Source organism: Pseudomonas sp. GW101-3H06 (genome assembly GCF_059424605.1).
Genome location: NZ_JBWKZO010000001.1, coordinates 3,699,949 through 3,714,444, shown reverse-complemented (window position 1 = coordinate 3,714,444; position 14,496 = coordinate 3,699,949). Strand labels below are relative to the sequence as shown.

The window sequence follows — 14,496 nt, the reverse complement described above, 5'->3', positions numbered from 1 at the left end:
CGCAGGTTCAGCCGCGATGGAAAGTCTCCATTAGCCGGAATCACCAGAACCCGCGAGCGGCCCCGTTGGACAGACGTTTTCTTTCGCCCAACAAGTACTCGTCTCGAAAAAACTCAAAGAGTTTGACGTCACATGCCCAGTCATCGTCGGACTCAACGGGAACTTTCAAGTCGTTCTTCAATGATTCGCGCCATTCCATTGAAGTATTGGAAGATGATGCAAGTCTCTCCATTAATAGTAACCGTCGGACAACGAGCGGTTGTGCACGCTGCTCTGCTGTCCAATGCGCCTCATCGGCTCCCCACTGCAACCAGCGGAGCATGTCCGGCCAACGCAGTGTGATTGCGATCCATCGCGCATATTGATCTCGGTCGGGGGAACGCCACTGGTGGTCGGCTTGACGTCGCGCAGCACGCAAACTGAGGTAAAAGCGTACGAGATTGACCATGCGTTTTATCTCGCGGGGATTTGCGGAATATCTTGCGGCAGATCGGATAATTGCACCGACATCGCGACTCACCACAAAGTCGGAAGACGGGGACAAAATGTTTGCTGGATACAGCCGATCTTCAATGATGGGCCTTTCGAAATCGTCTATAACTGGCTCAACCTTCTTATCCTCCTTGATAATTTCCTCCAGCACTGGCGCCCGGTTACCCCTGTTGTCCTCATCCGCCGGCGTTGGCCTTTCGATCGGCGTCTCGGAGGAACCGACCAGCCAGTCGACGTATCCCTTGAATTGATCAGGGTTACTGGGTGGGATTGTGAATGGCAGTTGGATGAACTTATCCATGAAACGCCATCCCAATGGCACTGCGCGCTCATATCTGGGAAGCTGCTCGCGCACATCTTTGTGCGCCTTTTCGAGCGCGGCGGCGACCATTTGCGGATCCATGCCGATAACGAACATGCATCGATAGGCGTCGCTCGCCAATAACATACTCACGCCTTCCACGACACTGGCTATCTTGCTCGGAGTGCAGCGATCCAGATCATCAATGAAGATGACAATAGGTTCGTTGATGGACTCGGCATCCTTGCGTTTACATTCCGAGTGGCTCGACTTCGGTACAACGGAAAGCACCCGCCTCAGATCAGCGTGTATTTGATGAAGTTCACCTATGGCTTTTCCATAATCTGGTACGCGGATGTAATCGGCGAGGCTGAAAGTTGCCGGTTCCTCTCGGGTTTTGCTGCGACTTGTGAAATACGTGATTGCCAAACCTATCCAAAGTGAACATTGCGTCACTACGGCAGCAGGGAGGCCCCATCCCATCCAGGACGCTGGCTGGTCGGTCAGTGCTGGCGCCACTACATCAACGCCCACCATGGCAAGCGTTGCGGCACAACCCGCTAATAGGTATGCGCGAACGCGAGACCACCAAATTGAGATAACGCGATCATACAGGCGCTTGCGGATGATCCCGTCGTCGATGCGTGCCAATTGCAGCTTGAAAAGAAATTTCTCGCGCTCCAGAAGTGGTAGCCGCTCCGCCACTTGAGACACGATGGCATCAACCATACCCGCCCAGACCTGCTCGGTCGTGTCGTATTGCCAGGCATTGAACCAGATAGTCCACAGTCTTTGCTTTCCATCCGCCCTGGGGGATGAATCAGACTTGATGGAGAAGTCATCCTTGCCATCCAATAGACGCAAAACAGATCCAAGCTGGAGTCGAGGAACTTTGGCGGACCCGATGGCCGGTTTGTGTTTTTCCCGGTCGCTGCGCGGGTCGAGATTTTCGCGGATCAACTGCATGAGCGATGATTTTCCAGCACCCCACGGAGCCTGAATGCTGATGCTTAATGGCGGGGGTGTTTGGGCATGGGTAAGAAAGTCGCAAATCGCCTTCGCGTATATGTCATGGCCGAGTTGATTGCCACCTGTCGCCACGTCATTGTTGAACCATGTATCGACTTGGCCGATTTGTGCGTTCCAGTATTCTGCAAGCAATGTTTGCGCTGCGACGCCCATCGCACCAAGAGCCTGGTTGTCCTTCGCTTCTGCATGGTTCAGAAGTGCTTGTATAAGATGATCAATTCCAATAATCGACTTTGATGTTCCGCCGGCACGTTGATGTGCATCCTGAACGATTTCAGTCGCATCGCCAGTCAATTCAAGTAGGTCCGGGAATTGGCCGGGGTCGGGTGGCTGAATTCCTTCGGATACTGCTTCGCTGAAATAACGAGCTTCTACCATCTCGTAGTTGTTGCCTGCCAGGTAGCGAATGGCCGTAGAAAAATAATCGGCTGCGCGATCGTCTTTCAGCGTTGGAGGTGCTGCCATGTGTTGGCTTTCTGCCAGTGCAAAAATCATGAGTGTCGGTGACAACCCAGTTACTTTTTCTGTGTAGCGGCGAGCCAGAAAACTGGCCCACTCTATTACCGCGGCAACGTATTGAGTGTTGAGCAATGCTTGTAGGGCCGGATCGCCGGTTACCACAATCGCCCCTCTCGAGGCGTCGATATTTATTGCTTCGTGCAATGAATCGTATTGGGTGGCTGACAACTCAGGGGGCAGAGAAATTACGGCGCTCGCTTGCTGTCGCCTGATAAGAGCACTGTTTCGAAGCGCTTCATGGATGAGCAAGAAGCTCTCACCAAATGAAAGGCCACCTGCACCTGTGCCTAACAGGGGAATCCATATACTCCGAACATCTTTCAATATCGGATCGACCAATGCATTGGCAAGGTAGGTCCGAATAGCATCAGCAGGTGCCAAATTACCGATCGTCACAATGAAGCAGATCTTTCCTTTGTCGGTCTCTTGCACGCAATGCCCCGGCTTGAGCATCCTGCTCCCGGGTATTTCTACCGGCAAATCCATTTGCTCCAAGATCAGTGAATTAAGCTCACCGGGTACACCACTACGGTTCGTCGGCAGAAACACAACGTCAGCGTCAATCAATGCATCGCTGCGCACCGAGATCAATGGCGATACCTGAACATCAAATGGCCGCTTTATTGCGTCCTTCATTAATCGTCGCCCCTGGCAAAAAACTAGCCAAAAATTTAAGCACCCGCTTTGGCTTCCTCAGTAGTGAATTTGCGCAGGGCCTTGTAGCCGGCCCAGTCAAAACTTTTCAGGAATTCGGCCGCGCAGTGGGCACCTTCGAGAAAAAGTTTTATTTTGTTTTGATCTGACATATTGAAGTCGAGCCAGTTGAAGCCTTGCGCGGGAATCCAGGTAACCAGTTTGTTGTAGTCCGGGTTGCGGTGAATGAAGTCAAAGTCGAGCGTATGCCGCGCAGCATTGAAAATGGTAGCGAATAGATCCAAAGGACCGTCAATGACTCTCAGGCGTTTGTCCATTTCGAGCTTGACGCCAAAGGTCGGAGCACTGGGTATTTTTTTAGTGTTGTGAAATACATCAATCGGGAAGTTCGACATGATGCCGCCGTCAATGAAAAGAGCCTCACTCGGAAGCCGGCCTTCTTCCACAATGCGGTAACTGGCTAAAGTGTCCCAGCGTTTTTCTGCCTCTGGCCCCTTGGGAATGCGAGTAACTTTCATGGGATGGAAAAAGTAAGGGATCGACATCGAGGCCCTGGCGAACAGCGCAGGATTAATCTTATCTACGTCCTTCCAATAGAGCTCTGCCATGCGAGGGAACTCGACTTTGGTTTCTGTTGTGACGTCCGCGGCGATGATTGCGAGGCGGAAAAAATCCTTGGCAGGTTTTTCGAAGCCTTCGTTGGACCTGAGTCGTAACCCGTCAGGCACGGTTTGCATCCGTTTCCTTAAACCGGCCAGGTCGACAATGCCCTCTCTTTTCAGGAGTTGACTCAGCCATTCAGTGAAGGCATTACCTGGATTCAATCCCAGATTACTTTGCAGGTTATCGATGACCTGCGCCGCCTTGAAGGCAAGCTTGAAATTACCCGCGCCATTTACCCAGCTCTCGATCAAGTCCCGGGCGTCGGAGTCACCGTCCACGAAGTCGAAGAAGTTCTTGTTCGCCAACTCCATTAGCAACTTCTCGCCTTTTGGTTGCCCCGGTTCAGCCAGAGCAGCCACTAACAGGGCGTTGATCGAGCCTGCCGAAGTGCCGCCTACGCCCAAAAACCGTATTCCCAATTGCTCCAGCACATAGGTGTATCCCACCAACGCTATGCCTAGCATTCCCCCGCCTTCCATCACCAGGTCGACATACTGATTTCCTTGCGCATCGACAATGTCGCTGAACTCCTTGCCTTTACAGGCTGTCTTTGCGTTTCTCAGGATTTTCAGTAGATCTTCATTGTTTTTGAAGTCGTTGAGATTCATGTTGGCCTCAATGTACGAGAGGGCTGAGGAAACTGTGCAGCGTCAGTGAGATGCAATCTAGTCTTCAGTTTCTTTAGTGCAAGGAGGATTGATTGGATAATTAAGTTTCAGTTAGGCTGATTTGGAGTAGCCGACTTGTTTTTTATTGCGGCTATATTTTGAAGTAGTAGAAAGTGCCATCGTACCAGGGCTGTAGTTGTTATCAGCCGGACAGCAAGCCGCTCATGTACAGCCTGTTGAGATCCCGAAGACGCACGCGCACTCGCCGTGCGTCTTTTCGTTCGTGGCGTTATTGCGCCTTGTGCACCGCCTGGATGATGACCTTGGCCACGTCCGACGGGCGCGATTGCTGGGGCACGTGACTGGTTTCAAGTTCGGTCACTTGTGCGCCGATTTTCTTCGCGAATGCACGCTGCAGGTCGGGTTGGATCATGTGATCTTCCCGCGCTACGACGTACCACGACGGTTTGCCTTTCCAGGCCGCGACGCTGGTTTTGTCGTCAAAGGCCGACGCGCGGATCGGTCCCTGGGTGGCGGCCATGATGGCGGTCTGCTCGGCAGGGAGATCCTGGGCAAATTCTGTCGCCATGCCCTGTGGCGTCATGTAGAGAAAGCCGTTCTTGTCGGCAGCAATGTCCTTCACCCCCGACGGCGCCGGGTAGTCCTTGCCCAGGTCCTTGCTGGCCTGGCCCGCATCCGGCGCAAAGGCGGCGACGTACACCAGGCCACGAACCTTCTTGTCGGTTCCCGCCTGACTGATTACCGTACCGCCCCAGGAGTGCCCGACCAGCACCACGTTGTTGTCCTGATTGTTCAACACGCGCTGGGTCGCCGCCACGTCGTCAGCCAGCGAGGTCAACGGGTTCTGCACCACGGTGACCTTGATGCCTTCGGCCTGCAGCAACGGAACGACCTTGGCCCAGTCGGATCCGTCGGCGAAGGCGCCGTGGACGATGACCACCGAGGGTTGCGTGGTGGCGGCATGGCTGGCAACGGTAAACAGCGAAGCGGTCATGGCGAGGGCGAGGGCAAGCGACTTGGGTTTGAACATGATCAGAACTCCTGTGGTTGGTGAGGTCCAGTTTCAGCAATACCCGGATGTTCAGGTATCGGTCGTTTATCCGAGGCGAGCGATAAATTTTCAGCAATGGCAGGGAGAGCACCATGTCGGACCGTGACTGTATCGAGCTGGAAGGCGCCATTCTTGCGTTGTCCATGGTGGGCGACCTGAGCATGGGGCAGCCTTTTGACCAGTCACGTCGCACGGCGCGCCTGGCCGGGTGGTTGGCGCAAACGTGCAATGGCGCCGGCGATCATCAGGAGGTGGCGCGGCAGGTAGCGCTGCTGCGCTGGTCGGGGTGTACCGCCAACGCCGAGGGCTTCACGCGCCTGCTGGGCGATGATGTGGGCGGGCGCAACGCGATGCTCAGTCACACCCTCAACGCTGCCGGCCAACGGGCAATGCGCAAGTCCACGCCCCTGGCGCAAATCCATTGCGAAGTGTCTGGCGACATCGCCCGCACGCTGGGCTTGAATGCCGCGGCCGAACACGGCTTGCGCCATGTATTCGAACAATACGATGGCGAAGGCAAGCCCCTTGGCCTGCGACACCCCGAGGTGCCGGAGGTGGTGTATCAGGTGCTGCTGGCCGGTGATCTGGAGATCCTGTCCCGCGTCCATGGTCTGGAGGCTGCGTTGGAATGGATCGCCACCCAAGGCGATCGTCGCTATCCGGCTTCCCTGGCCCGCGAGCTTTCGCGTCATGCCGAAGACTGGTTGCAGCAGCTGCGCACGCCACACGTGCCTTCATCGACTTCGCCGGAAACTGGCGGGACGGTGTCGCTGACCCTGGTCGGCGATGTCATCGATCTCAAGCTGCCATGGCTGGCGGGTTACTCGCGGCGATCGGCGGAGCTGGTGCGGGAAGCCGCCCGGCTGTTGGGGCTGGCGCAGCCATCGGTCGACGCATTGGGCCAGGCGGCGCTGATCCACGGCATCGGCCGGGCGGCGGTGCCCAACCGGATCTGGAACACACCGGGCACGCTGCTTGAAGGCGATCTTGAGCAAGTGCGGCTGGTGCCTTACTGGACGTTGCGCGCCAGCAGTCAGGTGGCCGAACTGACGGTGCCGGGGCAATTGGCTGCCCACGCTTACGAACGTCTCGACGGCAGCGGCTACTTTCGCAGCCTGAGCGGGGAAACCTTGCAAACCGAACATTGCCTGCTGGCGGCAGCCTTGGCCTGGCAGGCGCTGTGCTCCGATCGACCGTGGCGACCGGCCTTCAGTGCGCAAGCGGCGCAGCAGCTGTTGCTCGACGAAGCGACGCAGGGGCGTTTCGATGCGCGCGCGTGTCAGGCGGTCATCGCCGCCGCCCGTGGCGAGACGAGCGTTGCGCCCGGCAAGGCGAACGGTGGCCCGCTGTCCGAGCGCGAGACGCAAATCCTGCAGCGCATCAGCCTGGGCGCCAGCAACAAAGAGGTGGCGCGTCAGCTTGGCATCAGCCCGAGCACGGTGCGCACCCATGTCGAGAGCGTGTTCCGCAAACTGCAATGCACCACCCGCGCGGCGGCAACGCTCAAGGCGCTGACGCTGGGCCTGATCTAAGTCTCAGAGGGGGATTTGCGGCGTTGACAGCACCTGGCGCAGCCCCATGAATGAGCGGATCTGCCGGACACCCGGCAAGTACAGCAATTGTTCCGCATGCAGCCGGTTGAAGCTCTGGCTGTCCTTGGTCCGCAATAACATGAAGTAGTCGAATTCGCCGGTCACCACATGGCACTCCATGCAGCCGGAGACTTTTTGCGCGGCAGCCTCGAAAGCCGCAAACGATTCCGGCGTGGAGCGGTCCAGCACCACGCCGATCAACACCACCATTCCCGCGTCCAGCGCTTCGGGGTCAAGCAGGGCGACGATGCCCCTGATCAGGCCCGCCTGCTTGAGCCGTTCGACGCGGCGCAGACAGGCTGGCGGACTCAATTTCACCTTTTCCGCCAGCGCCACATTGGAAATGGACGCGTCGCGTTGCAGTGCCTTGAGGATCGCGCGGTCGGTGCGGTCAAGTTGTGCGGGCTCCGCGGCTTTGTCGCTTGATTTCTTATGGTTGTTTGTTGCGTTCATGATTGACTACACGCAATAAAGAGTTATTCAGGTTTGTCCGATGAAAATAATGCTTCTATTAATGGCCTAAACTTGCAACACATATTTTCAGGTTTTTTCTTAAGATTGATTCATCGAAGCCGCCGTGTAAGCGCTTGGATATCTCACTCTTTAAGGATTGGCGCCATGAACCTGAATCGTTTTAAACGTTATCCGTTGACCTTCGGTCCATCCCCCATCACCCCCTTGAAACGCCTCAGCGAACACTTGGGCGGCAAGGTGCAGCTGTATGCCAAGCGTGAAGACTGCAACAGTGGCCTGGCCTTTGGCGGGAACAAAACGCGCAAGCTGGAATACCTGATTCCCGAAGCCATCGATCAAGGCTGCGACACCTTGGTGTCGATCGGCGGTATCCAGTCGAACCAGACCCGTCAGGTCGCCGCCGTGGCCGCCCACCTGGGCATGAAGTGTGTGCTGGTGCAGGAAAACTGGGTGAATTATTCCGACGCGGTGTACGACCGCGTCGGCAATATCGAGATGTCGCGGATCATGGGCGCGGACGTACGGCTTGACGCGGCAGGCTTCGACATCGGCATTCGGCCCAGTTGGGAGAAGGCCATGAGCGATGTGCGGGAGCGGGGCGGCAAACCGTTTCCGATTCCGGCGGGTTGTTCCGAGCATCCCTATGGCGGCCTCGGGTTCGTCGGTTTCGCCGAGGAAGTGCGGCAACAGGAGAAGGAACTGGGTTTCAAATTCGACTACATCGTCGTCTGCTCGGTGACCGGCAGTACCCAGGCCGGGATGGTCGTCGGTTTCGCGGCGGACGGTCGCTCGAAAAACGTGATCGGTGTCGACGCGTCGGCCAAGCCGGAACAGACCAAGGCACAAATCCTGCGCATCGCCCGGCACACCGCCGAGCTGGTGGAGCTGGGGCGTGAAATCACCGAAGAGGACGTGGTGCTCGATACGCGCTTCGCCTATCCGGAATATGGCCTGCCCAACGAAGGGACACTGGAAGCGATTCGACTGTGCGGACGCCTCGAAGGGGTGTTGACGGATCCGGTGTACGAGGGCAAGTCGATGCACGGGATGATTGAAATGGTGCGTCGTGGCGAATTCCCGGACGGCTCCAAAGTGCTTTACGCCCACCTGGGCGGAGTACCGGCGCTGAACGCCTACAGCTTCCTGTTTCGTAACGGCTGAGTGTGATGCCGGTTAGAAGCTGAAAAAACTGTGGGAGCGAGCCTGCTCGCGAAAGCGGTGGGTCAGTCACCCAAGAGGGTGAGTGTGATGGCCCTTTCGCGAGCAGGCTCGCTCCCACAGGGATTGTGGTCATTACCGGGAGTTCCACCATGCACGCAATTTCGCAGTCCGCAGTCTGGGTCAAAGAACCTTCGGTGGATGCCGGCGTCGTCATCGTGACCAGCGCCGCGTTGCCCAAACACATGATCGACAAGCTGCACGTGGCCATCGATGACTGGGACCAGGTGGCCTATCTGGTTATCAAGCACCCCCGGGAATTGATGCTTGACTGGTTGCAAGCCGGGTCCGGCGCCACGGAGTCGCACCCGAACACCATGTGCGATGCCAGCCAGCTGCTGCGTTGCGTCTCCAAGGAGAGTTTCTTGCTGGATGTCGAAGTCAGCCCGCTACCTGGCCTTACCTGGCTGGGATCGGTCTGCGGCCACAAGCTGCGTGTCTTCGAACCGGGAAAAGCAGCGTCATCCGACGCGGCGATGGATCAACAGGTGGAGGCCATTTTATCGGTCACCCGGACGCTGGCCAAAAGCGTATTGCAGGAGCGCTGCTTCACTTAACGAAAGTCTTCGCCCGTTCAACGGCCGACTCAATCATTCAAACAACAAAGGCAACGCCTATGAGCCAAACTGCCGACTGTCGTCATCAATCCCTGAAGTGGATGCGCGAGCCTTCCAGTGGCACGCGAATCGTGGTCATCGTGTCCGGACTCGATAGCGATCATATTGACCTGATGCATCAGGGTTTCAGCTGTTTCGACAACATCGCGCTGATCCACGTCGATACGGCGAACGCCGGGCCTGACAAGCGTGTTGAAGGGCTCATCGATGCGGTGGATCACGTCAAAAGCCTGGCCCGTACGAGCCCGACGCCCCCTCTTGAAGCGCTTCCCGACCTGTGCAGGAGTTGCCCATGAACCCGTCCGATATTCATGCCCAATTGCCGGGTCAGTCAGCCGAAGATCTCCAGGAAATCGCCGAATGGCGCGAGGCCTTGCTGTCCGTCATCGCCCATGGCGGCACGGCCCAGGCCAGGCAGATCCTCGACATGCTGGTGACGGTAGCGAGCCGTTCCGACATCGGCTGGCGGCCCAGCCACGGCACGCCTTATGTCAACACCATCAGTGTCGAACACCAGCCCGTATTTCCAGGGGACCTGGCCATCGAGGAACGTCTGGCTTCGATCATGCGCTGGAACGCCTTGGCCATGGTGGCCAGGGCCAATCACGCCTATGGCGAATTGGGCGGACACATCGCCAGCTATGCCAGCGCCGCGGATTTGTTCGAAGTGGGCTTCAACCATTTCTTCAAGGCTCGCACCGAAAACAGTGGCGGTGACCTGGTGTTCTATCAGCCACACTCGGCGCCGGGCGTGTATGCCCGGGCGTTCCTCGAAGGACGCCTCGACGAGCGGGACCTGCAGCACTACCGCCAGGAAATCGGTGCGCGCACGAACGGCGCACGGGGCTTGTCGAGTTACCCGCACCCCTGGTTGATGCCGGACTTCTGGCAGTTTCCGACCGGGTCCATGGGCATCGGTCCGATCAGCTCGATCTACCAGGCGCGCTTCATGCGTTATCTGGAGCACCGGGGCCTGCAGGACACCACGGGCAGGACCGTATGGGGCGTATTCGGCGACGGTGAAATGGACGAGCCGGAAAGCATGTCGGCGCTGACCCTGGCCGCGCGGGAAGGCCTGGACAATCTGGTGTGGGTGGTCAATTGCAACCTGCAACGACTGGACGGGCCGGTGCGCGGCAACGGCCGGATCATCGACGAGCTGGAGGCCCTGTTCGGCGGGGCCGGCTGGAACGTGATCAAACTGGTCTGGGGTTCCGATTGGGACGGCTTGTTTGCGCGGGATGCGGATGGCGCGCTGGTCAAGGCGTTGTCCAGCACCGTCGATGGGCAGTTCCAGACGTTCGCGGCGAAAGACGGGCGCTTCAACCGCGAACAGTTCTTCGGCCAGAATGAAGCCTTGGCGCACCTGGCCCAAGGCCTGACCGACGAGCAGATCGACCGCCTCAAGCGCGGTGGTCATGACGTGGTGAAGATCTTCGCCGCTTATCAGAGCGCACTGCTCGAAGGGCGCAAACCCACGGTCATCCTGGCGCAGACGAAGAAGGGTTTCGGCATGGGGGATGCGGGGCAGGGCCGGATGACCGTGCACCAGCAAAAGAAACTCGACAAGGATGCGTTGATCGCGTTCCGCAACCGATTCAACCTGCCGTTGACCGATGAGCAGGCCGCCGACTTGAGTTTCTTCAAGCCCGACGCAGACAGTGCCGAAATGCGCTATCTGCATGAGCGTCGCCGGGCATTGGGTGGGTACATGCCTGCACGGCCCACCGCTTGCGAACCGTTGGCCGTACCCGGCATCGACAGCTATGGCGCCTTTGCCATTGCCGCTGAAGGCAAGGAAATGTCCACCACCATGGCCTTCGTGCGCATGCTCAGCGGTTTGCTGCGGGACAAACAGCTGGGGCCGCGCATCGTGCCGATCGTGGCGGACGAAGCACGCACGTTCGGCATGGCCAGCCTGTTCAAGCAGATTGGCATCTATTCCAGCGTCGGCCAGCGCTATGAGCCGGAAGACATCGGCTCGATCCTGAGTTATCGGGAAGCCCTGGACGGGCAGATTCTGGAGGAGGGCATCAGCGAGGCGGGGGCGATCAGTTCCTGGGTGGCCGCCGCGACCAGTTACTCGGTGCATGGCCTGCCGATGTTGCCGTTCTACATCTACTACTCGATGTTCGGCTTCCAGCGCATCGGCGACCTGATCTGGGCGGCAGCGGATCAACGGGCCCGCGGCTTCCTGCTCGGCGCCACCGCAGGACGCACGACGCTGGGCGGCGAAGGCCTGCAACACCAGGACGGCAACAGCCACCTGATGGCGTCGATGGTCCCCAACTGCCGCGCCTACGACCCTGCATTCGCCGGCGAATTCGCGGTGATCCTGGACCACGGCATGCGCCAGATGCTGGAGCGTCAGGTGGACGAGTTCTATTACGTCACCCTGATGAACGAAAACTACCCGCAGCCCAACCTGCCTGAAGGTGTCGAACAGGCGATCATCAAAGGCATGTACCTGTTTGCCCGGCATGAATTCGAGGATGCCCGTGGCCGCGTGCAGTTGCTGGGTTCGGGCGCCATCTTGCGTGAAGTCATCGCCGCCGCCGAATTGCTGGCCAGCGACTGGAACATCGACAGCCAGGTGTGGAGTGTCACCAGCTTCACCGAGCTGGCACGCGATGCCCGGGAGGTCGAACGCTGGAACCGCCTTCATCCAGGCCAACCGGCACGGCTCAGCCATCTTCAGGCGTCGCTCAACGACCCGGCCCCGATCATTGCCTGCACCGACTACGTGCGCGCCTTGCCCCAGTTGATCGCCAGTTATCTCGATGCCCGGTACACGGTGCTCGGCACTGACGGCTTCGGCCGCAGCGATACCCGCAGCCGGCTGCGCACGTTCTTTGAAGTGGATCGCCATCAGATCGTCTTGAGCGCGTTGACGGCCCTGGTTAACGAGGGCCGACTCGATGCCGGTGTCTGTGCCGAGGCCATTGCCCGATATGCCATCGAGGTTGACGGCGTGGCGCCCTGGGACGCCTGACGCCAGGCTTCGGACCGAATCGATTTTTTTCGAGAATACTTATGAAGAATGTGCATGAAGTTCGTCTGCCCGACATCGGCGATGCCAGGGATGTGGGTGTCGTAGAAATCCTGGTCAGGGCCGGCGATGCGGTGGTCGAAGGGCAACCCCTGATCATCGTCGAGACCGACAAGGCGTCGATGGAAATTCCATCAACCCACGGGGGGGTGTTGCAGTCATTGGCGGTCCAGCTGGACGACAAGGTCAGCGAAGGCTCGCCGATTGCCCGTATCGAGGTGGCTCGGCCAGCGTCGCCGCCGGTGCAAGCGTCGGTTCAACCACCGCCAGTTGCCCAATCTGTTGTGATTCACGCACAGCCTGCGCCTGTCGCTTCAGTGCATCCCATTGCCTCAAGGCCAGACTTGCCCCTGGCGTCGCCTTCGGTGCGCAAGTTTTCTCGAGAGCTGGGGGTTTCGCTGCAAAGCGTTCAAGGGACAGGGCGGCGTCAGCGCATCACCAAGGATGACGTCGTGGCCCATGTCAAAGGTGCGCTGAAGGCGGTGCCTCCCACGGTTTCACCCCTGGGTGATTGGCTGCCGTGGCCGGCGGTGGATTTTGCCAAGTACGGGCCGGTGGAAAGCAGGCCGCTGTCGCGGATCAGGAAAATCAGCGGAGCCAACCTGCATCGCAATTGGGTGATGATGCCTCACGTCACCAACCACGACGACGCCGATATCACGCAGCTCGAACAATTCCGCCAGCAAGTGAACAAGGACAACGCCCGGCTCGGGGTGAAAGTGACGTTGCTGGCGTTGCTGATGAAAGCCTGCGCGGCGGCGCTCAAGCAGTTTCCCGAGTTCAACGCCAGCCTCGACGGCGACGACCTGATCCTCAAAGGTTACGTCCACATCGGCTTCGCCGCTGACACGCCCCAAGGCCTGGTGGTCCCAGTGATCCGGGATGTCGATCAAAAAGGCGTCCTGGCGATTGCCCGGGAAATGTCGGAACTGGCGGCCAAGGCCCGGGCGGGCAAGTTGAGCGTTGCCGAGATGAGTGGCGGGTGCTTCTCGATTTCATCGTTGGGCGGTATTGGCGGGACGTACTTCACACCAATCATCAATGCACCGGAAGTGGCCATACTGGGCGTCGGCAAAAGTGTCGAAAGACTGGCACTGGATAGGGGCGAAGTGGTTGCGCGTAACATCCTGCCCTTGAGCCTGAGCTGGGATCACCGCGTCATCGATGGTGCGGCAGCGGGGCGGTTCAATGCCTATTTGACGGCGGTTCTGGCGGATTATCGGCGGTTGGTTTTATAGCCGGGAGCGGGTTGCTTTGGCCAAAAGCGAGCATTCTGTCAGCGCAGCTTTTGGGCATCTAGCCGAGCCTGAAACGCGTCGATTGAGTGACTTCGCAGAAAGCAGGGGCAGGATTTTATCTGCCCCCCCCCCTGTTGCCTAACCTCGCAGGAAAGCGAGCAAATCAGCGTTGATAGTATCGGCGTTTGTCGTGGGCATTCCGTGTGGGTAGCCCGAGTAGGTTTTCAGCGTGCTGTTTGGCAAGAGTCTGGCCGACAAGAGCCCGGAGTTTTCATAAGGCACGATCTGATCATCATCACCATGCATTACCAGCACGGGGATCGTGATGCTCTTCAGATCGTCGGTAAAGTCGGTTTGGGAAAAGGCCACGATCCCGTCGTAATGAGCCTTTGCACAGCCCATCATGCCCTGGCGCCACCAATTCAGGATGATGCCCTCGGACGGTTTTGCACCCGGGCGGTTATAACCGTAGAAAGGCCCCGCCGGAACGTCGTGGTAGAACTGTGCGCGGTTGGCCTTCAGCTGTGCCTGCAAGTCATCGAAAACCGACTTTGGCAAACCGCCCGGATTGCCTGGGGTCTGGACCATCAGCGGTGGCACGGCGCTGATTATCGCCGCCTTCGACACCCGTTCCTGGCCGTGGCGCGCAATGTAATGGATGACTTCACCGCCGCCGGTGGAGTGGCCCACATGGACTGCACCCTGCACGCCAAGATGGTTGACCACGGCCGCGACGTCATCAGCATAGTGATCCATGTCGTGCCCATCCCAGACCTGACTGGATCGCCCGTGGCCACGTCGGTCGTGTGCAACCACCCGGTAGCCGTTCGCCAGGAAAAACAGCATTTGCGCATCCCAGTCGTCCGCGCTGAGCGGCCATCCGTGATGAAAAAAGATCACTTGGGCATCGCGTGGCCCCCAGTCTTTGTAAAAGATCTCAACACCGTCCTGCGTAGTGACATAACTCATG

General features: G+C 58.4%; 11 protein-coding genes. 6 read left to right on the top strand and 5 right to left on the bottom strand.

Annotated elements, in window-relative coordinates:
• Positions 1-40: 40 nt before the first annotated feature.
• From AC07ZE_RS16875 to AC07ZE_RS16865, 3 genes are all read right to left on the bottom strand, one after another.
• Positions 41-2,977 (bottom strand): KAP family P-loop NTPase fold protein, encoded by a 2,937-nt coding sequence (locus tag AC07ZE_RS16875; RefSeq protein ID WP_207265804.1) that lies wholly within the window; start codon positions 2,975-2,977, stop codon positions 41-43.
• Between the two features lie 35 nt (positions 2,978-3,012).
• Entirely contained in the window at positions 3,013-4,266 is a 1,254-nt protein-coding gene (locus AC07ZE_RS16870; RefSeq protein WP_207265803.1) for a patatin-like phospholipase family protein, read from the bottom strand.
• 289 nt (positions 4,267-4,555) lie between these two features.
• Positions 4,556-5,317 carry an alpha/beta hydrolase gene (locus AC07ZE_RS16865; RefSeq protein WP_207265802.1) on the bottom strand — a complete coding sequence of 254 codons (762 nt, stop codon included), beginning with the start codon at positions 5,315-5,317 and terminating at the stop codon, positions 4,556-4,558.
• 113 nt (positions 5,318-5,430) lie between these two features.
• On the opposite strand from AC07ZE_RS16865, the gene AC07ZE_RS16860 reads away from it, so the two are divergent.
• Positions 5,431-6,870, top strand: coding sequence for an HD domain-containing phosphohydrolase (locus AC07ZE_RS16860; protein WP_207265801.1), 1,440 nt, complete (start codon positions 5,431-5,433; stop codon positions 6,868-6,870).
• 3 nt (positions 6,871-6,873) lie between these two features.
• On the opposite strand, the gene AC07ZE_RS16855 is transcribed toward AC07ZE_RS16860, so the two are convergent.
• A complete protein-coding gene (locus AC07ZE_RS16855; RefSeq protein ID WP_207265800.1) occupies positions 6,874-7,383 on the bottom strand; it encodes an Lrp/AsnC family transcriptional regulator in 510 nt (169 codons plus the stop codon).
• A 165-nt stretch (positions 7,384-7,548) separates the two neighbouring features.
• On the opposite strand from AC07ZE_RS16855, the gene AC07ZE_RS16850 reads away from it, so the two are divergent.
• The 5 genes from AC07ZE_RS16850 (at position 7,549) to AC07ZE_RS16830 (ending at position 13,526) form a co-directional block, all read left to right on the top strand.
• Positions 7,549-8,565 carry a 1-aminocyclopropane-1-carboxylate deaminase gene (locus tag AC07ZE_RS16850; protein ID WP_095195256.1) on the top strand — a complete coding sequence of 339 codons (1,017 nt, stop codon included), beginning with the start codon at positions 7,549-7,551 and terminating at the stop codon, positions 8,563-8,565.
• Between the two features lie 149 nt (positions 8,566-8,714).
• Complete coding sequence (locus AC07ZE_RS16845; RefSeq protein WP_207265799.1) at positions 8,715-9,179, top strand: transketolase; 465 nt, start codon at positions 8,715-8,717, stop codon at positions 9,177-9,179.
• 59 nt (positions 9,180-9,238) lie between these two features.
• On the top strand, positions 9,239-9,535 hold the full coding sequence (locus tag AC07ZE_RS16840) for a hypothetical protein (protein WP_207265798.1): 297 nt from the start codon (positions 9,239-9,241) through the stop codon (positions 9,533-9,535).
• The gene (gene mdeB, locus AC07ZE_RS16835) at positions 9,532-12,231 is read left to right on the top strand and encodes an alpha-ketoglutarate dehydrogenase (protein WP_207265797.1); all 2,700 of its coding nucleotides are present in this window, start codon (positions 9,532-9,534) and stop codon (positions 12,229-12,231) included. The genes AC07ZE_RS16840 and mdeB overlap by 4 nt, the downstream gene beginning before the upstream one ends.
• A gap of 41 nt (positions 12,232-12,272) precedes the next feature.
• On the top strand, positions 12,273-13,526 hold the full coding sequence (locus tag AC07ZE_RS16830) for a dihydrolipoyllysine-residue acetyltransferase (protein WP_207265796.1): 1,254 nt from the start codon (positions 12,273-12,275) through the stop codon (positions 13,524-13,526).
• A 138-nt stretch (positions 13,527-13,664) separates the two neighbouring features.
• Here the strand turns inward: AC07ZE_RS16830 and AC07ZE_RS16825 are convergent, their stop codons facing one another.
• Positions 13,665-14,495, bottom strand: coding sequence for an alpha/beta fold hydrolase (locus AC07ZE_RS16825; protein ID WP_207265795.1), 831 nt, complete (start codon positions 14,493-14,495; stop codon positions 13,665-13,667).
• Position 14,496: the final 1 nt, after the last annotated feature.